Origin of the sequence: uncultured Serinicoccus sp., assembly GCF_947487915.1 — a bacterium.
Lineage (GTDB): Bacteria > Actinomycetota > Actinomycetes > Actinomycetales > Dermatophilaceae > Ornithinicoccus.
On record NZ_CANKYH010000006.1, the window covers coordinates 128,984 to 149,490 of the forward strand.

Annotated in this window: 14 protein-coding genes; 4 read left to right on the forward strand and 10 right to left on the reverse strand. The window is 73.6% G+C overall.

Annotation, left to right across the window (positions count from 1 at the left end; all coding sequences use genetic code 11):
• Positions 1 to 5: 5 nt before the first annotated feature.
• Positions 6 to 1,724: a maltose alpha-D-glucosyltransferase gene (gene treS, locus Q0795_RS09215; protein ID WP_298889043.1), complete on the forward strand. Its 1,719-nt coding sequence runs from the start codon at positions 6 to 8 to the stop codon at positions 1,722 to 1,724.
• The gene (gene glgB / locus Q0795_RS17240; protein ID WP_366942462.1) at positions 1,721 to 7,711 is read left to right on the forward strand and encodes a 1,4-alpha-glucan branching protein GlgB; all 5,991 of its coding nucleotides are present in this window, start codon (positions 1,721 to 1,723) and stop codon (positions 7,709 to 7,711) included. Before treS ends, glgB begins: the two co-directional genes overlap by 4 nt.
• Before the next feature lie 84 nt (positions 7,712 to 7,795).
• Here glgB and Q0795_RS09235 read toward each other — a convergent pair whose 3' ends face one another.
• The 7 genes from Q0795_RS09235 to Q0795_RS09265 form a co-directional block, all read right to left on the reverse strand.
• Positions 7,796 to 8,815: a tetratricopeptide repeat protein gene (locus tag Q0795_RS09235; RefSeq protein WP_298889045.1), complete on the reverse strand. Its 1,020-nt coding sequence runs from the start codon at positions 8,813 to 8,815 to the stop codon at positions 7,796 to 7,798.
• Positions 8,816 to 8,867: 52 nt separating this feature from the next.
• Positions 8,868 to 9,989: a hypothetical protein gene (locus Q0795_RS09240; protein ID WP_298889047.1), complete on the reverse strand. Its 1,122-nt coding sequence runs from the start codon at positions 9,987 to 9,989 to the stop codon at positions 8,868 to 8,870.
• Between the two features lie 37 nt (positions 9,990 to 10,026).
• Positions 10,027 to 10,794 (reverse strand): DUF1353 domain-containing protein, encoded by a 768-nt coding sequence (locus tag Q0795_RS09245; RefSeq protein WP_298889049.1) that lies wholly within the window; start codon positions 10,792 to 10,794, stop codon positions 10,027 to 10,029.
• Positions 10,795 to 10,800: 6 nt separating this feature from the next.
• Complete coding sequence (gene pip, locus Q0795_RS09250) at positions 10,801 to 11,784, reverse strand: prolyl aminopeptidase (RefSeq protein ID WP_298889051.1); 984 nt, start codon at positions 11,782 to 11,784, stop codon at positions 10,801 to 10,803.
• Between the two features lie 173 nt (positions 11,785 to 11,957).
• On the reverse strand, positions 11,958 to 12,539 hold the full coding sequence (locus Q0795_RS09255) for a GNAT family N-acetyltransferase (protein ID WP_298889053.1): 582 nt from the start codon (positions 12,537 to 12,539) through the stop codon (positions 11,958 to 11,960).
• Entirely contained in the window at positions 12,536 to 13,741 is a 1,206-nt protein-coding gene (locus Q0795_RS09260) for an acetyl-CoA C-acetyltransferase (RefSeq protein ID WP_298889055.1), read from the reverse strand. The genes Q0795_RS09255 and Q0795_RS09260 overlap by 4 nt, the downstream gene beginning before the upstream one ends.
• 78 nt (positions 13,742 to 13,819) lie before the next feature.
• Entirely contained in the window at positions 13,820 to 15,334 is a 1,515-nt protein-coding gene (locus tag Q0795_RS09265) for an amidohydrolase family protein (RefSeq protein WP_298889057.1), read from the reverse strand.
• A gap of 70 nt (positions 15,335 to 15,404) precedes the next feature.
• On the opposite strand from Q0795_RS09265, the gene mce reads away from it, so the two are divergent.
• Together mce and Q0795_RS09275 are read left to right on the forward strand one after the other, a co-directional pair.
• The gene (gene mce, locus Q0795_RS09270) at positions 15,405 to 15,884 is read left to right on the forward strand and encodes a methylmalonyl-CoA epimerase (RefSeq protein ID WP_298889058.1); all 480 of its coding nucleotides are present in this window, start codon (positions 15,405 to 15,407) and stop codon (positions 15,882 to 15,884) included.
• The gene (locus tag Q0795_RS09275) at positions 15,881 to 17,236 is read left to right on the forward strand and encodes an AI-2E family transporter (RefSeq protein WP_298889060.1); all 1,356 of its coding nucleotides are present in this window, start codon (positions 15,881 to 15,883) and stop codon (positions 17,234 to 17,236) included. The genes mce and Q0795_RS09275 overlap by 4 nt, the downstream gene beginning before the upstream one ends.
• Before the next feature lie 187 nt (positions 17,237 to 17,423).
• On the opposite strand, the gene Q0795_RS09280 is transcribed toward Q0795_RS09275, so the two are convergent.
• From Q0795_RS09280 to Q0795_RS09290, 3 genes are all read right to left on the reverse strand, one after another.
• Positions 17,424 to 18,323, reverse strand: a complete 900-nt coding sequence (locus tag Q0795_RS09280; protein ID WP_298889062.1) for an N-acetyltransferase — start codon at positions 18,321 to 18,323, stop codon at positions 17,424 to 17,426.
• 194 nt (positions 18,324 to 18,517) lie between these two features.
• On the reverse strand, positions 18,518 to 18,841 hold the full coding sequence (locus tag Q0795_RS09285) for a hypothetical protein (RefSeq protein ID WP_298889064.1): 324 nt from the start codon (positions 18,839 to 18,841) through the stop codon (positions 18,518 to 18,520).
• 4 nt (positions 18,842 to 18,845) lie between these two features.
• On the reverse strand, positions 18,846 to 20,507 hold the full coding sequence (locus tag Q0795_RS09290; RefSeq protein ID WP_298889066.1) for a 3-hydroxyacyl-CoA dehydrogenase family protein: 1,662 nt from the start codon (positions 20,505 to 20,507) through the stop codon (positions 18,846 to 18,848).

Sequence of the window (20,507 nt, forward strand, 5' to 3'; positions counted from 1 at the left end):
GCACGATGCGCGGGCTCAACCTCCATCAGCCAGGGCTGAAGAACGACCCCGACTGGTTCCGCAAGGCGGTCTTCTACGAGGTCCTCGTGCGGGCCTTCGACGACTCCACCGGCTCCGGCTCGGGCGACTTCACCGGGCTGATGAACCGGCTGGACTACCTGCAGTGGCTCGGGGTCGACTGCCTGTGGATCCCGCCGTTCTACGCCTCGCCGCTGCGCGACGGCGGGTACGACGTCGCGGACTACACCGCGGTCCTGCCCGAGTTCGGCACCCTCCCGGACTTCCGCGAGCTCATCAGCCAGGCGCACGCGCGCGGCATCCGCATCATCACCGACCTGGTGATGAACCACACGAGCGACCAGCACCCGTGGTTCCAGGCCAGCCGCTCGGACCCCGAGGGCCCCTACGGCGACTTCTACGTCTGGTCCGACACCGATGAGAAGTATGCCGACGCGCGGATCATCTTCGTCGACACCGAGACCTCCAACTGGACCTTCGACCCGGTCCGCCGACAGTTCTTCTGGCACCGCTTCTTCTCCCACCAGCCGGACCTCAACTTCGAGAACGAGGCCGTCGCGGAGGCGATGTTCGACATCGTCCGGTTCTGGATGGACCTCGGCATCGACGGCTTCCGGCTGGACGCCGTGCCCTACCTCTTCGAGGAGGAGGGCACCAACTGCGAGAACCTCCCCCGCACCCACGAGTTCCTGGCCCGGCTGCGGGCGATGGTGGACGAGGAGTACCCGGGCCGGGTGCTGCTGGCCGAGGCCAACCAGATGCCGGCCGAGGTGGTCGACTACTACGGCACCCCCGAGGCGCCGGAGTGCCACATGTGCTTCCACTTCCCGGTCATGCCGAGGCTCTACTACTCGCTGCGCGAGGAGAAGGCCGAGCCGATCGTCCGGGTCATGGAGGAGACGCCCCGCATCCCCGAGGGGACGCAGTGGGGCACCTTCCTGCGCAACCACGACGAGCTCACCCTGGAGATGGTCTCCGGGGAGGAGCGCTCGGCGATGTACGGCTGGTACGCCCCCGACCCGCGGATGCGCGCCAACATCGGCATCCGGCGCCGGCTCGCCCCGCTGCTCGACAACTCCCGCGAGGAGATCGAGCTCATCAACGCGCTGCTGCTCTCGCTCCCGGGGTCTCCGTGCCTCTACTACGGTGACGAGATCGGCATGGGCGACAACATCTGGCTCAGCGACCGCGACGCCGTGCGCACCCCGATGCAGTGGACCCCGGACCGCAACGCCGGCTTCTCCACCGCGGACCCCGGCAAGCTGTACCTCCCCGTCATCAGCTCGCTGGTCTACCACCACAACAGCGTCAACGTCGAGGCCGAGATGGCCAGCGGCTCCTCGCTGCTGCACTGGACCCGCGGCATGCTGCAGGTGCGGGCCACCCACGAGGTCTTCGGCACGGGCGAGTACCTCCCCTGCGTCGCCGACAACGACGCGGTCCTGGCCTTCGTCCGCGCCCTGGCGCCGGGCAGCGACGAGGAGGAGCGCGAGGGCTACCCCGCGGTGCTGTGCATCAACAACCTGTCCTCCCGGCCGCAGGCCAGCACCATCACCCTGCCGGAGCCCCTGCACGGGGCCGACGTGCGGGACCTCTTCGGCGGGCACAACTTCCCCGACGTCGGTGCCGACGGCACCGTCACCCTCAGCATGGGCTCGCGTGGCTTCTACTGGCTGGGCCTGACCCCGAAGGAGGAACAGCGATGACCGACCTCACCCCGTCGTTCGAGGACTTCCTGCCCGCCTGGGTGGCCCGCCAGCGCTGGTTCCGCGGCAAGCAGGCCGCCGGCGGGACGCCGCGGCTGCGCCGGGTCTCGAGCATCCGCTGGCAGGACCCCTACGGCGAGGTCGGGATCGAGGACCACATCGTGCTCGACGAGACGTCGTCGTCGGGCGAGGGGCCCACCGTCTACCAGATCCCGCTCACCTACCGGGCCGAGGCGGTGCCCTTCCTCGAGCACGCGCTGGTGGCCACCGCGGAGCACCCCGAGCTGGGCACCCGCTACGTCTACGACGCCACCCACGACCCGGTCTTCGCCGACGTGCTGCTCTCCGAGATGGCGGCCGACCACGAGGTGCCCGCCGCCCGCTCGCGCCGGGTGGCGCCGGAGGGGGAGCGCCCGGCGCTGGCCACGGCGCGGGTGCTGTCGGGTGAGCAGTCCAACACCTCGGTCATCGTCGAGACCCACCGCGGCGGACGGCCGCTCATCATCAAGCTCTTCCGCGTCCTGCACGAGGGGGACAACCCGGACGTGTCGGTGCAGACCGCCATCAGCCGCGGCGGCTCGCGTCAGGTGCCGGACCCCTTCGGCTACGTCGAGGGGCGCTGGCCCGCCGAGGAGGGCCGGGAGGTCCACGGCCACCTCGCCTTCGCGCAGGAGTTCCTCACCGACACCGAGGACGCCTGGCGTCAGGCCAGGGTCGCCGCCGACGCCGACGACGACTTCAGCGGGCGCGCCCGCAGCCTGGGGGCGGCCACCGCCGCCGTGCACGCCGCGCTGCGGGAGGCCTTCGGCGCCCACCCGGCCGACGAGCGACGGGCCGAGCTGCTGGCTCAGATGCGCGACCGCGCCGAGCAGTCCTTCCGGGACGCGCCCGGGCTCGCCGAGCACCGGGACGCCGTGCTGGGGATGTATGCCGCGCTGGAGGCCGCGGACCTGCCCGACCTGCAGCGGGTCCACGGCGACTACCACCTGGGCCAGGTCCTCGACGCCCCGGAGCGGGGCTGGGTGCTCCTGGACTTCGAGGGCGAGCCGCTGCGGCCGCTGGCCGAGCGCACCGAGCCCGACCTGGCGCTGCGCGACGTCGCGGGCATGCTGCGCTCCTTCGACTACGCCGCGGCCGCGGCCGCGGACGACCGCAGCCACTGGGCCGACGCTGCCCGCGAGGCGTTCCTCCAGGGGTACGCCGAGCAGGCCGGGGCCGACCCCCGCGCCGAGGCCGCGGGCGCCGTGCTGGCTGCCCTGGAGCTGGACAAGGCCCTCTACGAGGTCAGCTACGAGGCGCGCAACCGCCCCGACTGGCTGCCGATCCCCCTGGGAGCCGTGCACCGGCTCCTGCGCCAGGCCGCCGCCCCGGGCGACGCCCCCGACGCCGAGCCTGCCGCGCCGCCGAGCGAGGGCCGCCACCGCGACGCCCCCCAGGAGCAGCAGGAGCACGAGGCGGGGTCCGCCGAGGAGGCGTTCCCCACCGAGGCCGGACGCCACCGCAGCGCCGCAGCCGCCCCGGCGGACCGGGCGCAGGCGGAGCAGGCGGGTGCCCCCGGCTCACAGGACATCGCGCACGACACCACCGAGGAGACGACCATGGGTGACGACGACGTGCAGCAGGACGGCCCGGCGGCCGAGCGGCAGACCGCCCAGGAGGCGGGTCCGGCGCCGGTCGACGACGACTACGGCTCCTCGCTCATCGAGGTGGAGCGGCACGACGGCCCGTTGTCCCACCCGCCGACCGGCGACCCACGGGCCGCCAGCGGCAGCGCCGCGAGCGCCTCCGGCCGCCCGGGCGGGGCGAGCGGCGGCTACCCGCACGCCCCGGTCCCCCCGCCCGAGGACATGGTCATCGAGACGGTGCCCCCCGGCCGGCGGACCGGTGAGGACGTCGAGCTCGCCCCGCGCCCCCGAGCCGCCGCCAGCGGCTGGTCCGGGCAGCCGCAGGGCGACCCGGAGGTGCTGCGCGCCACCGCGTGGGAGGACGCCACCGACGGCGTCGTCACGGCTCGCCCGACCGGGCCGCGCCGGTCCCTGAGCGAGCCGGTCGAGCCGACCGCGCCGCATACCCTCCCGCTGGACCTGGACGAGGCGACCGACGTCGTCGAGGGGCTGCACCGCAACCCGCACGCCCTCCTGGGCGCGCACGTCTTCGACGACCACGTCACCGTCCGGACCCTCCAGCCCGAGGCGCAGCTCGTCGAGATCGTGCTGACCGACGGGGTCACGGTGCCGATGACGCACGAGACCGGCGGCATCTGGGTGGCGGTGCTGCCCACCGCGACCGTCCCGGCCTACCGGCTCAAGGTCGACACCGGGCGCGGTGCGCACCTCGTCGACGAGGCCTACCGGCACGGGCCCAGCCTGGGTCAGACCGACCTGCACCTCATCGGCGAGGGCCGCCACGAGGAGCTGTGGCGGGCCCTGGGGTCCCGGGTCATGACGGTGCGCGACGAGCTCGGCGAGGTCACCGGCACCCGGTTCGCCGTCTGGGCCCCGCACGCGTCGGCGGTCCACGTCGTCGGCGACTTCAACGGCTGGAACGGCGCGACGCACGCGCTGCGCGCGCACGACGAGGTCGGCGTCTGGGAGCTGTTCGTCCCCGGCGTCCGGGAGGGCGCCCACTACAAGTACGACATCACCGGCCCGGACGGCGTCCGCCGCGCCAAGGCCGACCCCATGGCGCGCGCCAGCGAGGTCCCACCGTTCACCAACTCGGTGGTCACCGTCAGCACGCACCGCTGGGGCGACGCGGAGTGGATGGCGGCCCGTGCGGCCGGCGACATCCACCACGGGCCGATGAGCGTCTACGAGGTGCACCTCGGCAGCTGGCGCAAGGGGCTGGGCTACACCGAGATCGCCGACCAGCTCGTCCCCTACGTCGCGCGGATGGGCTTCACCCACGTCGAGCTCATGCCGGTCATGCAGCACCCCTACGGCGGGTCATGGGGCTACCACGTCACCGGCTACTACGCCGCGGACAGCCGGTTCGGCCACGAGGACGGCCTGCGCTACCTCATCGACCGCCTGCACCAGGCCGGGGTCGGGGTCATCCTCGACTGGGTGCCCGGGCACTTCGCGACCGACCCGTGGGCGCTCGCCCGTTTCGACGGCACCCCGATCTACGAGCACCCGGACCCGCGCAAGGGGTGGCACCCGGAGTGGGGTTCCTACATCTTCGACTTCGGCCGCCCGGAGGTCCGCAACTTCCTGGTCGCCAACGCGACCTACTGGCTGGAGGAGTTCCACGCCGACGGCCTGCGCGTCGACGGTGTGGCCTCGATGCTCTACCTCGACTACTCCCGCGACGAGGGCCAGTGGATCCCGAACCAGCACGGCGGGCGGGAGAACCTCGAGGCCGTCGCGCTGCTGCAGGAGGCCAACGCCACGGCCTACCGCCGCTCCCCCGGCGTCGTCATGATCGCCGAGGAGAGCACCTCGTGGCCCGGCGTCACCGCGCCCACCGACGAGGGCGGGCTGGGCTTCGGGTTCAAGTGGAACATGGGCTGGATGCACGACACGCTCGGTTACCTCGGCGCCTCGCCGTTCAGCCGGGCGCACAACCACCACGCGCTGACCTTCTCGCTGGTGTACGCCTTCAGCGAGAAGTACATCCTGCCGATCAGCCACGACGAGGTCGTGCACGGCAAGGGCTCGCTGCTGCGCAAGATGGCCGGCGACGCCTGGCAGAAGTTCGCGACCACGCGGGCCTTCCTCGCCTACCAGTGGAGCCACCCCGGCAAGCAGCTGCTCTTCATGGGCAGCGAGTTCGCCCAGGCCCGGGAGTGGGCCGACGGCGGGAGCCTGGACTGGGAGCTGACCGAGCGCCCGGAGCACGCCGGGGTCCAGTCGCTGGTCGCCGACCTCAACCGGCTCTACGCGCAGCTGCCCGCCCTCTGGGAGATCGACCACCACGAGCACGGATTCAGCTGGCTGGACGCCAACGACGCCGGCCGCAACCAGTACTCCTACCTGCGCTGGGGCAACGAGGGGCCGGACGGGCTGCGGCCGGTCGTCGCCTGCGTGGTCAACTTCAGCGGGGTACCGCACCACCAGGTGCACATCGGCCTGCCCTACTCCGGCCGGTGGCGGGAGGTGCTCAACACCGATGCGCAGACCTACGGCGGATCCGGCGAGGGCAACCTCGGCGCGGTCGAGGCGGTCGACGAGCCGCACCAGGGCCAGCCCTTCTCGGCGCTCGTCACCGTGCCGCCGATGGGCGCCGTGTGGTTCGTGCCCGACCCCGTCGACGACGACGGCACCGCGGCGGCTGACACCGGCGCGTCCGAGGCCGGGGCCGACGCCGACGAGGGCGGTCGCCACCCCCGCGCCGGCCAGCCGGCCCAGGAGTCGGACCTGACGGACATCGGGGCGCTGGTCACGGCATACACCCAGGTCGTGCCGGACCCGGAGGACCTGGACCAGCAGGTCGCCTTCGGGACCTCCGGGCACCGGGGCAGCTCGCTGGACGGCGCCTTCAACGAGCACCACATCCTGGCGACGACCCAGGCGATCTGCGACTACCGCGCCGAGCAGGGCACCGACGGCCCGCTCTTCCTCGGCCGGGACACCCACGCGCTGTCCGAGCCGGCCTGGCGCAGCGCTCTCGAGGTGCTCGTCGCCAACGGCGTGGACGTGCAGGTCGACGAGGGCGACGGGTGGACCCCCACGCCGGCGGTCTCGCGAGCGATCCTGGCGCACAACCGGGAGACCGAGGGTGCGGTCGGCGAGGCCGACGGCATCGTCGTGACGCCCTCGCACAACCCGCCCCGCGACGGCGGCTTCAAGTACAATCCTCCGCACGGCGGTCCGGCCGACACCGACGCCACCGGGTGGATCGCGGACCGGGCCAACGCGCTGCTGCGCGCCGGTCTGGAGGGGGTGCGCCGGGTCCCGGCGGACGACGCGGTCGCCGCGGCCGGTCGCTACGACTTCATGGGCGAGTACGTCCGCGCCCTGCCCCGGGTCATCGACGTGGACGCCATCCGGGAGGCCGGCGTGCGCATCGGCGCCGACCCGCTGGGCGGGGCCGCCGTCGACTACTGGCAGGCCATCGCCGACACCCACGGGCTCGACCTCACGGTCGTCAACCCGCGGGTGGACCCGGCCTGGTCGTTCATGACGCTGGACTGGGACGGCAAGATCCGGATGGACTGCTCGTCCGCCGATGCGATGGCCTCGCTCATCGAGGTCATGAGCGGCGGGGCCGACTACGACGTCGCCACCGGCAACGACGCGGACGCCGACCGGCACGGGGTCGTCACCCCCGACGGCGGGCTGCTCAACCCCAACCACTACCTCGCGGTCGCGATCGACTACCTCTACGGCGGGGCCCGGCCGGAGTGGCCGCAGGGCACCGCCATCGGCAAGACCCTGGTGAGCTCGTCCATGATCGACCGGGTCGCCGAGGGACTGGGCCGTGAGCTCACCGAGGTGCCGGTGGGCTTCAAGTGGTTCGTGCCCGGGCTGCTGGACGGCTCCATCGCCTTCGGCGGTGAGGAGTCGGCCGGAGCGTCCTTCCTCTGCCGGGACGGCTCGGTGTGGTCGACCGACAAGGACGGCATCATCCTGGCCCTGCTCGCCGCCGAGATCATCGCGCGGACGGGCCGCTCGCCCTCCCAGCGCTACGCCGAGCTCGTCAGCGAGGTCGGGGGCGGGCAGACGCCCGCCTACGCCCGCGTCGACGCGCCGGCCGGCCGCGAACAGAAGGCGCGGCTCAAGAAGCTGTCCGCGGACGACATCTCGGCCACCGAGATCGCCGGTGAGCCCATCACCGCCATCCTCACCGAGGCCCCCGGCAACGGGGCCGCCATCGGCGGGGTCAAGGTCTGCACCGACAGCGCGTGGTTCGCGGCCCGCCCCTCGGGCACCGAGGACGTCTACAAGATCTACGCCGAGAGCTTCCGTGGCCCCGAGCACCTCGCTCAGGTGCAGGCGCAGGCCCAGCAGGTCGTGGACGCCGCCCTCGGCTCCGGTGACGCCTGACCCGCGCCGGACGCGTCGTAGGACCGCACCGGACGCGTCGTAGGTGCACACCGGACGCACGTCCGGTGTGCCCCTCGGTGGGCGTCAGTACAGGGCGCTCATGAGGGCCCGGCGGGCCTTGGTGACGCGCGGGTCCTGGGTGCCGACGACCTCGAAGAGCCCCAGCAGGTGGGTGCGGGCCCGGTCACGGTCCTCCCCCGCGGTGCGGCGCACGGTCTCGATGAGCCGGCCGAAGCCGTCCTCGACGTGCCCGCCGACGAGGTCCACGTCGGCCGCGTCCAGCTGGGCCTGCACGTCGTCGGGCCGGTCGGCGGCGGCCTGCCGGACGGCGGCGAGGTCCATCCCGGAGGTGCGCTCGAGCAGCGTGACCTGCCCGAGACCGAGACGGGCGAGCTCGTCGGAGGAGTCCTGGGCGAGCGCCTTCTCGTAGGCGGTGATCGCCGCCGCCCAGTCCCCGCGGTCGATCGCGTCGTAGGCCTCCTGGTGCAGCGGCGGCAGCTCGGCGGCCTCCTCGCCCTCGTCGGCGGCCGCGTCGTCCTCCCCGGGGCCGTCGTCCTCGCCGACCTCGACCCGACCGGTCACGGCGTTCTGCACGGCCGCCTCGAGGAACTTCTCCAGCAGCTGGTCCACCTGCTCCATCGGCTGCACGCCGAGGTAGAACGGCATGGATTGACCGCTGAGCAGGCCCATGACGACCGGCAGGGAGGAGACCTGTCCGAAGACCTGCTGCAGCACGGGGGTCAGGGCCTGCAGGATGCCTGGGCTGTCGGCCACGTCGACCCCGGCCACCTGGAACCGGCCGCCCCCGGTGCGGGCCCGCTCGGCCAGGTCGCGCAGGTGGGTGAGCGACTCCGGCAGCTGCGGCGTCCACAGCACCAGCACGACGGGGGTGGTCAGGCTGGCGTTGACGACCGACTCGAAGGTGTCGTCGCTCACCTGGACGAGCGCACCGCTGCGGCCGGGGACGCCGCCCGCGGGTGCTCCCGCAGGCGCACCACCGGGCTGCTGCCCGGGACCCGCGGCCGGGGCACCGGGCCGGGAGGAGAGCGCGGAGAGGTCGACGGCGCCGCGCAGGGCGGCAGAGGAGAAGGGCTGCTGGCTCATGTCTCCAGGGTATGCCGTGGGCGCCCGGGCCTCGAACGCCCCGGGCCGGACCTCACTCGCCGGAGGCGTCCACCAGCTGCTCGGTCGCAGCCAGCATCTCCGGCTTGAAGTCGACGTCCTCCGACGGCGCCCGCATCCCCACGAAGACGGAGGTCCGCAGGGTGGCCTGCTCGGTCAGCACCTCGCTGTCCTGGAAGACCCGGAACTCGTCCGAAGTCGTGAGCTCGCTGCCCTGGTCGACGACGAACTGGGTGTCGCGCAGCAGCGAGCCCATGACGAAGCCGCTGCCGTCCTCGAAGAGCAGGGTGACGACGTCGTCGGAGACCAGCCAGTTCTTCTCGCGCAGGCTCGCCTGGCCCGAGAGGGCCTCGGCCTGCTCCTCGGCGGCCTGGCGCACCGAGGGCGCGTAGCCGTGGGTGCGGTAGTCCGGCACCTCGTCCGGCTGGGGCCACTCGGTGTAGGCCCCGACCGACCGGAGCAGCTCGCGCGGCTGCATGGTGAGCTCGCCCTGGTCACCGCGCAGCACCGGGCTGCCCTCGGAGCGCGGGTCGAAGGTCGGGACCTGGGTGTCCGGCAGCATCGGCGCCTCCCAGGTGATCCGGAAGTCCTCGCTCTGGCCGCTCTCGCTCGAGAGCAGGTGCAGCACGGGCGCGCCGTCCTCGGGAACGGTCTGCACGAGCAGGTAGGCCGCGTCCTGGTCGTCCTCGCGGCTGACCGCCAGCACGTTGGGCTCGACCGGGGTCTCCTCCAGGTCCACCTCGGCCGGCTCGCCGGTCACCGGCTCGAGCCGGTCGGCGGCCCGGTGCGCCCGCAGCACGCTGCCGGCCATGGACGCCTCCTGGGCCTCCTGGACGTCGTCACCGTCGCCCTGGTCGGCGCGGACCCGCTGGGTGAGCACCTCGGTGGCGACGTCCTCGGCCTCGTCCAGCGGCAGGTCGGCGGTCTCGGCGTCGGTCGTCATCTCCACCGTCTGACCCGTGGCGTCGGCGGTGTCAGACCCGGCGTGGTCGGTCGATGCGGCGTCGTCGGTCGACGCGGCGTCGTCGGCGGTGGCGCTCGAGCTGCCTCCGGCGGCGTCGGTGGTGGCCTCGCCGCCGGTGTCGTCACCGGAGCAGGCGGCAAGAACGAGGGCCGAGCTCAGGGTGGCGGCGGCGGTGATCCTGGAGAACTTCATAACGATATGGTAAACATCGGGGACTGGTGGGGGGAAATCAGCGATCTCCCAGGCTCGTCCCTGCATCGGCGGCCCGACGGTCGCGCACCCGCACCCCGTCGTCGTCGGCCGGCCCGCTCACGAGCCGCTCCAGGAGGAGATAGAAGCCGTAGATCGCCAGCAACGCCGCGGTGACGTGCAGCAGCAGCGCCAGCGCGACCCCGACGATCACCCCGGCCGGCCAGTAGCGTCCCCAGGAGACGGCGAGCACGCTCGGCAGCACGACCGCGAAGAGCGCCCCGAGCGCCAGCTCGACCGGCCACGGGCGGTCCCCCATCCACGGGACGACCGCGACCAGGTCGAAGAAGTCGAGGGTGGCCGCCGTGCCGAGGAGGGCGACGAGCCCCAGCAGGCCGACCAGCTGCGCCCGCTTCCCCAGGTCACGGCTGGCCCACAGCGTGCCGATGGTGACGGCCGCCCACATCAGCCAGGCCCGCACCCGGCCGGTGCCCAGCCCGATCATCGCCGTCCGGAACACCCGGTCCGCCTCGTGCCGACCGGTCTCGGGCCCCTCGAAGCTGCCGGGGCAGACCAGGGCGTCGTGCAGGACGGCGGCCGGGAGGAAGTCACCGCTCTTGGGCACCAGCCAGGTGAAGAGGTGGGGCACCGACGCGAAGTCGGTGGTGAAGCCGGCGGGCACGACGAAGGTGTCACCGCCCTCCTCGACGTAACCGACCGGCTGCAGCAGCACGAAGTCGCGCCCGTCCACGCTGCGCACCTCGAGGCGCAGCGGGCCCCCGGTCTGCGGAGCGAAGAACTCCCCCATGGTGGTCTACCTCCTGCTGGTCGCGAACCTGTCGGTCGCCCGCACGAGCGCATCCAGGTTGCCTGGTTCGGAGAACGCGTGCCCCGCGTCGGGGACCACCGTGAGGTCGGCGTCCGGGAGCCGCGCGGCGAGGTCGAAGGCCGTGCGCGCCGGCGTGCACATGTCCAGCCGGCCCTGGACGATCACCGTGGGGATGTGGGCCAGCGCCGGGGCCTGGTCGAGCAGCGAGCCCTCCCGCAGGAAGCCGCCGTGCACGAAGTAGTGGTTCTCGATCCTGGCGAAGGCCACCGCCTGCTGCGGCTCGGTCGCCTTCTGGAAGGACTCCTCGTCGGGCTCCACCGTGATGACCCGCGACTCCCACCCGCTCCACGCGACGGCGGCAGGGACGTGGACCGCAGGGTCGGGGTCGAAGAGCAGCTCGTGGTAGGCGAGCTGCATCTCGTGCCGCCGCTCGGGGGCCACCGGCGCGACGAAGTCGGCCCAGTGGTCGGGGTAGACGTGCTCGAGGTGACCCCGCTCGTACATCCAGGACAGCTCGGCCGGGCGCAGCGTGAAGATGCCGCGCAGCACCAGCTCGCTCACCCGGTCGGGGTGCGCCTGCGCGTAGGCCAGGGACAGGCAGGACCCCCACGACCCGCCGAAGACCTGCCAGGTCCCGATGCCGAGGTGCTCACGGATGTGCTCCATGTCGGCGACGAGGTGACCGGTCGTGTTGGTCGCCCAGACGGCCGGGTCCACCGTGGTCGACGCGTGCGGGGTGGAGCGTCCGGCCATCCGCTGGTCGACGAGGACGATGCGGTAGCGCTCGGGGTCGAACACGCGTCGCTGCTTGGGGCTCGTGCCGCTGCCCGGGCCGCCGTGCACGAAGATCACCGGCTTGCCCTCCGGGTTGCCGGACTGCTCGACGTAGACCTGGTGGCCCTGCCCCACGTCCAGCATCTCGGTGGCGTAGGGCTCGATCTCGGGGTAGAAGGTCCGCCGCTCGCTCATCCCCCGACGGTAGCCCGTGCGGCAGGCCTGAGCAGAGAAGCAGGCCCGGCGCAGGGGTCTCAGCAGCCGCTTCGGGTGCCTTTCTCTGCTCAGGCGCTCGAGAAGGGGACGTTTCTCTGCTCAGGTGCCGGGGAGGCACTTTCCTCTGCTCAGGCGACGGGGGTGGGGCAGGCTCAGGCCCGGTGGCGCACCATGCGCAACTCGACGACCCCGTCGTGGCCGTCGAGGTTCTCCGCGCCGTCCAGGACGAACCCCTGCCGCTCGTAGAAGCGGACGGCCCGGCGGTTGCCCCGCGCCACCCAGAGGTATGCCGCCCGCTCACCGATGCTGCGCAGGAGCAGCTCCTGCGCGAGACCGCTCCCCTGGTGCTCGGGGGCGACGTTGAGCGACCAGACCTGGTGCGGGACCGGCGCGTCCTCCTCGCGCGCCGGCCCGTGCAGGCAGAATCCGGCCGGCTCACCCCCGACCAGGGCGACGAGGAAGCCGCGCCCGTCGTCGGCGACCCGCCCCTGCGCATACGCCGCGGCGACCTGCTCCCACATCGGACGGAACTGCTCGGCGTCCAGCGCGTCGACCAGCTCATCGGACATGATGCCGCGGTAGGTCTCCCGCCAGACACGGGCGTGCAGCAGGGCGAACGGCTCGGGGTCCCCGACCTGCGGCGCGCGGATCTCCCAGGACCCAGATAGTCCGTCCCCGGCCCCGTCCCGGCCCCCGGCTCGCCGGGTGGACGGGGCTCGGTCCTCCTCGGTCACCGGGACGGCACGGTGACGAGGAGGGCGTCGCCCTGGCCCCCGCCGCCGCAGAGCCCGGCCGCGCCGGTGCCGCCGCCGCGGCGCTGCAGCTCGAGGGCGAGGTGCAGCAGGATCCGCGCCCCGGACATCCCGATGGGGTGACCGAGCGCGATCGCGCCGCCGTTGACGTTGACCCGCTCCTCGTCGAGGCCGAGCTCCTGCACGGAGGCCAGCCCGACGGCCGCGAAGGCCTCGTTGATCTCGACCAGGTCCAGGTCGGCGGGCTCGATGCCCTGCTTGGCGCAGGCCGCGGCGATGGCGCGGGCCGGCTGGCTCTGCAGGGTCGAGTCCGGTCCGGCGACCATGCCGTGCGCGCCGATCTCGGCGATCCAGTCCAGCCCGAGCTCGGTGGCCCGGGCCTTGCTCATGACGACCACGGCGCAGGCGCCGTCGGAGATCTGCGAGGCCGACCCGGCGGTGATCGTGCCGTCCGGGGAGAACGCCGGCCGCAGCCGGCCCAGGGACTCGACGGTGGTGTCGGCCCGGATGCCCTCGTCGGCCGAGACGGTGAGGGGCTCACCCCTGCGTTGCGGGATCTGGACGGGCACCACCTCGTCGGCGAAGAGGCCGTTCTCCCAGGCCGCGGCCGCCCGCTGGTGGCTGCGCGCGGAGAAGGCGTCCTGCTGCTCGCGGGTGAAGTGCCCAGCCGCGTCGGCCTGGTTGGCCCCTTCGGTGAGCCCACCCATCGCCTGGTCGGTGAAGGCGTCCCACAGCCCGTCGTGGGCCAGGTGGTCGCGCATGGTGACGTCGCCGTACTTGAACCCCGTGCGCGAGCGCTCCAGCAGGTGCGGCGCCTGGCTCATCGACTCCTGGCCGCCGGCGACGACGACGTCGACCTCCCCGGCGCGGATGAGCTGGTCGGCCAGCGCGATGGCGTCGATGCCGGACAGGCAGACCTTGTTGATGGTGAGGGCGGGGACGTCCATGGGGATCCCCCCGGCGACCGCGGCCTGCCGGGCCGGGATCTGGCCGGCGCCGGCGGTGAGCACCTGGCCCATGATGACGTAGTCGACCTGGTCGCCGCGCACCCCGGCCCGCTCAAGGGCGCCGGCGATGGCGGCACCGCCCAGCTGGGCGCCGGACAGTGAGGAGAGCGAGCCGAGCAGGCGTCCCATGGGCGTGCGGGCGCCGGCGACGAGGACCGAGGTGGTGGGTTCTGACATCTGCGCGGACTCCTCCAGCGACGGTGACGGGTATGCAGCCACTCGCCACTGTAGCGGCGCGGGACCCCTTCCCCGGGGTCAGCCGCCGTGCACCACCTGACCGTGCAGGACCGTCGCGCTGACGACCGTGTAACGGAACCGTCGCGCCCGTTCGGCGCTGGTGGGGGCGTCCACGAGCGGGTCGTGGTCGAGCAGCGCCAGGTCGCCCCGGGCACCCACCCGGACGCGCTGCCCGTCCACCGAGGCGGCGAGCGCCTCCCGCGCGCCGATCTCCTGCTCGGGGTGCCAGCTCTCCCCGTCCTCGGGGCCGCGGTGCACCGCCGCGGCCATCGCCAGCCACGGGTCCAGGGGGGAGACCGGCGCGTCCGACCCCAGGCTGAGCTCGATGCCCGCGTCGAGGAAGCTGCGCAGCGTGAAGGTGCGGGCGGTCCGGTCCGGCCAGCAGCGCTCGGTCACCGGGCGGTCGTCCAGGAGGTGGGCGGGCTGCACGCTCGCGACGACGCGCTGCGGCAGTTCGGCCCACCGGCGGACGTCGGCGGGGGTGATGAGCTGGGCGTGCTCGATCGACCCGGAGGCCCCGGTGGCCTCGAAGGCGTCCAGGACGGCGCCGACCGCGGCGTCGCCGATCGCGTGCAGCGCGGCCTGGAGACCGGCCCCGCGGGCACGGTGCAGGAGCCCGATGAGCTCGTCGACCGGGTAGTTCGCCGCCCCCGCCGGCTGGTCGAGGAGGTGGCCGTCGGCGTAGGGGTCGCAGCACCAGGCGGTCCGGGTGTTGAGCGAGCCGTCGGTGATGACCTTGAGCGGGCCCATGGTCACCAGGCCGTCGGTCGCCCGGATCGGGTCGCCGGTGCGCAACCCGGCGCTGATCGCGTCCTCCAGGCCCTCGGGGTAGACGCCGGTGCGGGCGCGCAGCGGCGGCGTGCCCTCGGCGCTGCGCTCGCGCCACTGCTCCCACGGCCGCCCGAACTCCAGGTCGACGATCCCGACCACCCCCAGGGCGTGCGCGCCCTGGATGGCGCGCGTGACGGCATACTCCGACTCCTCCTGCGCGCCGTGCAGCCGCTGCAGGCGGTCGTAGAGCGGGAACCAGTCGGCCTCGGCCACGACCCCCTCGACGGATGGGCCGCCGAGCAGCCGGAGGGCCGGCGTGTTGAGCCAGCCGTGGTGCCCGTCACCGCTGATGAGGGCCACCGGCACCTCGCCCGTCACCGCGTCCAGCTCGGCCACCGTCGGCTGCTGCAGCCACCTGCCCGTGCGGTGGCCCCAGCCGACGAGCACCCCGGTGGGGCTGTCGAAGCCCCAGGTCAGCCGGTCGACCACCCGGGCCAGCACCTCGGCGGGGCTGGAGGTGCCGGAGGTGTCGAGGCGGGTCTGCCCGAGGCCCCACTGGACCATGTGCACGTGGGTGTCCCACAGGCCCGGGATGACATGCCGTCCGCCGCCGTCGAGCTCGGGGACGGCCGGGCCCTCGGGGCGCAGGCGCGGCCCGACCGCCGCGACGACCCCGTCCCGGACGAGCACGTCCACCGGCTCGGTGGGCGGGCCGGCGTCGATCGCGACGACGCGCACGTCGCGCAGCAGCAGGTCGCTCATGCACGGATGCTAGGCGACATACCGCCCCGGCTCCGCAGGGTGGGTCCGCGCCAGCCCTACGGTGGACCTCATGAGCGAGCCCAGCCACGAGACGGCGGGGGGCGAGGCCCTCGCGCCCTTCCTGCTGTCGGTCGACCACGTCGGGCTGGCGGTGCCCGACCTGGACGCCGCGATCGCCTTCCACCGCGACGTCCTCGGACACCGGGTCGTCCACGAGGAGACCAACGCCGAGCAGGGGGTGCGGGAGGCGATGGTCGCGGTCGGCCCGGCCGACCCCCACGGCGGCGACCAGCCGACCATGCTGCAGCTGCTCGCCCCCACCGACCCGGGGTCCCCGATCGCCCGGTTCCTCGAGCGCCACGGACCCGGGCTGCAGCAGCTGGCCTACCGGGTCAACGACCTGGAGGCGGCCAGCGCCGTGCTCCGCGGCCGCGGGCTGCGGCTGCTCTACGACCAGCCGCGCCGCGGGACGGCGGGGTCGCGCATCAACTTCATCCACCCCAAGGACGCCGGCGGGGTGCTCGTGGAGCTCGTGGAGCCCGCCGGGTGACGACGCAGCGCACGCAGGACCCCCCGGCCCGGGCCGCGCGGCTGCGCGCGGCCGCGCGGGCGGTCCACCCGACGGCCGTCCCCCGGGCGGGGGTGCGAGCCGTCCAGCGCTGGCGAGACTTCCGGGTGCGCCAGCGCGAGCTGCTGGACGAGAGCAACCGGCTGCAGTCCGAGCTCTGGGCGCAGATCCACGCGGACCACCCGGAGGCGGCGGCCGCCGTCCACGGAGGCCCCGCAGCCGGCCTCCACCCACCCCTCGCGCCCACCGTCGAGGGACACCCACCCCGGGTGGGTGGGTCGCCGCGGCGACCTACCCTGCTGTCGGCCTCGGCCTTCTCCATCGGCTTTACCGGGGCGCTGGGGGTGCTGCTGGCCTGGCTGCTCCTGCAGAACCTCACCCGGCTGTCCTCGGTGCTCACCTACCTGCTGGTCGCCGTCTTCCTCACCCTCGCGCTGAACCCGCTGGTCGAGTGGCTCACCCGGCGTGGGGTGAGCCGGCCGAGCAGCGTCTTCTGCGTCTTCATGAGCTTCGTCACCGTCGTGGGGGTGAGCGCGGTGACCCTGCTGCCGGGGGTGGTCGGCCAGGCGGTGACCCTCGTCGAACGCGCCCCGGTGGTCCTGGACGAGCTGTCCGGCACCCCGTGGATGGTCGAGCTCGACCGGCGCTACGCCGTGAGCGAGCGCGCCACCACCGAGGTCGACCGGCTGCTCACCGAGAGCGACACCTGGACCGCGCTCTTCGGCGGTGTGCTCGGCGCGGCCGGGTGGGTCGCCGGCAGCCTCGTCGGGCTGCTGACCTCCGCGATCCTCACCCTCTACCTCCTGGCGACGCTGCCCTCGGTCAAGGACGCGGCATACCGTCTGGTGCCGAGCAGCCGCCGCCCGGGCGTCGTCCGGCTCGCCGAGGAGATCATGCGCCGGGTCGGCGGGTATGCCCTCGGCCAGGCCACCGTCGCGACGATCAACGCCGTGTGCTCGTGGCTGATGATGCAGGTCCTCGGCATCCCCTACGCCGCGATCCTGGCCGTCTCGGTGGGTCTGCTGGGCCTCATCCCGCTCATCGGCGCCACCCTCGGCGCCGTCATCGTGGCCGTCTCGGCCCTGACCGTGTCACCCACGGTGGCGCTGGTCGTGCTCGTCTACTACGTCGTCTACCAGCAGCTCGAGAACTACTGGATCGTCCCCCGCATCATGAAGCGCACCGTCTCGGTGCCCGGGGCCGTCACGGTGGTCGCGGTGCTCGCGGGCGGCACCCTGCTCGGGGTCCTCGGTGCCCTCATCGCCATCCCCGTGGCCGCGGGCCTGCTCCTCATCTACGAGGAGGTCCTGGTCCCGCGCCAGGAGCGTCTCTAGGCCCACCGAGCGCCGCGAATGGTTGCCTGACACCCCACCGAGCGCCGCGAATGGTTGCCTGACACCCCACCGAGCGCCGCGAATGGTTGCCTGAGAACCCACCGAGCGTCGCGGATGGTTGCCCCGACCAACCATCCGCGACGTCTGGTGAAGGACACTTCGGTCAGGCGAAGGAGCCGCCGATCGCCTAGGGCTGGGGCTGGGGCTGGGGCTGGGGCCACGAGCGGTAGCCGAGCAGCTCGGCGTCCCGCACGTAGCCGAACCCCTCGTACAACGCGACGGCGGGCGCGTTGGCCTCGTCGACGACGAGGTTGACCGTGCCCTGCGAGGAGCGGGCGAGCAGCGCGCGCGAGATCGCGGCGAGCAGGCCCGGCGCGAGGCCCTGGCCGCGGTGCGCTGGCGCCATCGCCAGGAAGTCGAGGTAGCCGGCGCCGTCGGCCTGGATCTCGCCGGAGGCGTATGCGGCCACCTCCCCGTCGTGCTCCAGCACCAGGGTGGACCGCGCCTCGTCCGCCAGCAGCTGGCGGGCGGTGGCGTAGGTGCCGGGGAAGGCGGCGTCGTGCAGCGCGCCGATCGCGGGCAGGTCGGCGGACGTGGCGACGCGGGCGTCCGGCGCATCGGCCGGCCAGCGGTGCGCCGTCGCGGTCGTGGCCTGGTAGGCGATGCTCAGGCCGGTGGCGTGCCAGCCCAGGTCGGCGGCGAGCCGCGCCATACCGGTGTGGGCCGGGGCCGCGCTCAGCTCGTGCTGCTCGACCCCCGGCGGCAGCTGTTCCAGGGCCGCACGGACGAGCGCGACGGCATACGCCGACCAGGTCTGCTCATCGAGGGTCCACGGACCGTGGATCCAGCTGCGCATCGTCTCCTCGGGGTCGGCGTCGTGCAGCACGGCGCCGACCACCCGGCCGGAGGGTTCGACCGCCACCCGCAGCGTCTCCTGCCAGGGCGTGTCGAGGTCGTCGAGCTCGGCCCGAACCCCGTCGGCCTCGGTGCCGAGGTAGGCGCACGCCGTGTCCGGCGCGCGCTGGGCGGTGACGATGAGCGCCAGGGCGGCATCCTGCTGGTCCGCGTCGGCCCTGGTGATGGTCATGAGGGCAGGCTAGCGACGGCCGGGGCGGCCGAGCCAACCATTTCCGACGGCCGGGGCGGCCGAGCCAACCATTTCCGACGGCCGGAGCGGCCGGGCCAACCATTTCCGACGCCCGGTCGGGCCACTGCCCACCATTCACGACGCCCGGTCGGGACACTGCCCACCATTCGCGACGCTCGGTCGGTGAAAAGGGGTCAGGCGAAGGAGCCGCCGGGTCGGCGGCGTTCGCGGGCGGACCAGCAGACGGTGTGCCAGTGGCGGCGGTTCTCCGCCTGCTGCATGCCCTCGGTGGGCCAGGCCACGGTGTGCGCCACGTCGGCGCGCACCTCCTGCTGGCACCCGGGGCACCGGTAGGCCCGGCCGCTGTCGTTGGGCCGCACCCGCCGCACCGCCCACACCTGACCGGCGTACCGGACCTCCTCGACCCCGCGCCGCAACGGGTCACCCACGCCGGCCGGCCCCCCGCCCTGCCGGGCCCGCGGCCGGCCGCCCCGCCGAGGGCGGTTGGACCGGGGCACCGGCTCAGGCCGTGAAGGGCCGGTCGAGCAGGACGTGCTCGATGAGCAGCGGCGAGGGGGCCACCGACTCGCGCGGCAGGCCGCCCGCCTCGGCCAGCTCCTCGCAGACCGTGAGGACCTCCTCGGCCCCGATCTGGTCGATCATCGCGAACGGCCCGGCCGGGTAGCCCAGCCCGTACCGGAGAGCGGTGTCGATGTCCTCCACCCCCGCGTAGCCCTCGTCCAGCATCCGCACGGCGTCCATGAGGTGCGGCATGAGCAGGGCGTCGACCACCAGACCCGGGCGGTCCCGGCAGACGACCGGCTCGGCGCCGATCGTCCGGACCAGGGCGCGCAGGATCTCGACGGTCTCGTCGTCGGTGGCGCTGGAGCGGCCGATCTCGACGACCTGGCCGTGGCCCGTCGGGGCGTGCACCCGCAGCACGGCCGCGCGCTCCGGCCGGCCGGAGAGCGCGCCGATCGCCACCGCGAGGTCCTCGCCGACGGTGGTGAGGACCGTGCGCTCCCCCACGACGTCGGCCAGCAGCTCCCACACCTCCTCCTGCACCGGCGTCACCGGCTCCGGCTCGGCGTCCGCGAGCTCGCTCTCCGGCGTCGCCGTCCCCGCCTCGACCACGACGTCGACCCCCGCCAGACCGGCCAGGTCGCCCCGGTCCGCGGGGTCGGGGACGTGGGTGACGGCATACCCACCCTCGCGCAGGCGGGAGACCAGCTCGTCGGCGATCTCGCCGCCGCCCACGACGCCCACGGCGCCGACCTCGGGTGCGCTCGCCCCTGCCTCCGGCTCGTTCACGACCTGCCCGCTCCCGGGCCGGGCATAGGTGTAGAACCCTTCGCCGCTCTTGCGGCCGAGCAGACCGGCCGTCACCATGCGCTCGAGCATCGGGCTCGGGGCGTGCATCGGGCTGCGGCTGTGCGCGTAGATGACGTCGCCGATGTGGTGGCAGACGTCGAGCCCGACGAGGTCCATGAGGGTGCACGGACCCATCGGCAGGCCGGCGCCGACCCGCATGGCGGTGTCGAGGTCCGCGCGCGAGACGTGCCCCTGCTCGAGCATGCGCAGCGCGGAGACGAAGTAGCCGAAGAGCAGGTAGTTGGCGACGAACCCGGCCCGGTCACCCACCACGACCGGCCGCTTGCCGATCCGCCCGGCCAGCTCCACGACCGCCTCGCGGACGGCGTCGTCGGTGCGCACGGTCGTGATGACCTCGACCAGCTGCAGGACGGGAGCGGGGTTGAAGAAGTGCATCCCCACCACGCGCCCGGGGTATGCCGTACCCGCGGCGATGGCGGTGATCGACAGGCTCGAGGTGTTGGACGCGAGCACGGCGTCGGGGGCGACGATGTCGTCCAGGGCGGAGAAGACCTGGTGCTTGAGGTCCAGGACCTCCGGGACCGCCTCGACGACGAGGTCGGCCGGGGCGAGGTCGGCCAGGGCGGTGGTGATGGTGACCCGGTCCAGGATCTCCTGCTGCCCGGCCTCGTCGAGGCGGCCCTTGGCCACCGCCCGGTCGGTGGAGGCCCGCAGGATGCCGCGCCCGCGCTCGGCGAGCTCCTCGGTCGTCTCGACGCCGACGACCTGCACCCCTCCCCTCGCGAAGACCTCGACGATGCCGGCACCCATGGTGCCGAGCCCGATGACCCCGACGGTGGTGATCTGACGCAT

Bases quoted from the DNA above. Each gene is read 5' to 3' on its own strand.
- treS (WP_298889043.1), top strand. From the start codon at position 6: ATGCGCGGGCTCAACCTCCATCAGCCAGGGCTGAAGAACGACCCCGAC.
- glgB (WP_366942462.1), top strand. From the start codon at position 1,721: ATGACCGACCTCACCCCGTCGTTCGAGGACTTCCTGCCCGCCTGGGTG.
- Q0795_RS09235 (WP_298889045.1), bottom strand. From the start codon at position 8,815: ATGAGCCAGCAGCCCTTCTCCTCTGCCGCCCTGCGCGGCGCCGTCGAC.
- Q0795_RS09240 (WP_298889047.1), bottom strand. From the start codon at position 9,989: ATGAAGTTCTCCAGGATCACCGCCGCCGCCACCCTGAGCTCGGCCCTC.
- Q0795_RS09245 (WP_298889049.1), bottom strand. From the start codon at position 10,794: ATGGGGGAGTTCTTCGCTCCGCAGACCGGGGGCCCGCTGCGCCTCGAG.
- pip (WP_298889051.1), bottom strand. From the start codon at position 11,784: ATGAGCGAGCGGCGGACCTTCTACCCCGAGATCGAGCCCTACGCCACC.
- Q0795_RS09260 (WP_298889055.1), bottom strand. From the start codon at position 13,741: ATGTCAGAACCCACCACCTCGGTCCTCGTCGCCGGCGCCCGCACGCCC.
- Q0795_RS09265 (WP_298889057.1), bottom strand. From the start codon at position 15,334: ATGAGCGACCTGCTGCTGCGCGACGTGCGCGTCGTCGCGATCGACGCC.
- mce (WP_298889058.1), top strand. From the start codon at position 15,405: ATGAGCGAGCCCAGCCACGAGACGGCGGGGGGCGAGGCCCTCGCGCCC.
- Q0795_RS09280 (WP_298889062.1), bottom strand. From the start codon at position 18,323: ATGACCATCACCAGGGCCGACGCGGACCAGCAGGATGCCGCCCTGGCG.
- Q0795_RS09290 (WP_298889066.1), bottom strand. From the start codon at position 20,507: ATGCGTCAGATCACCACCGTCGGGGTCATCGGGCTCGGCACCATGGGT.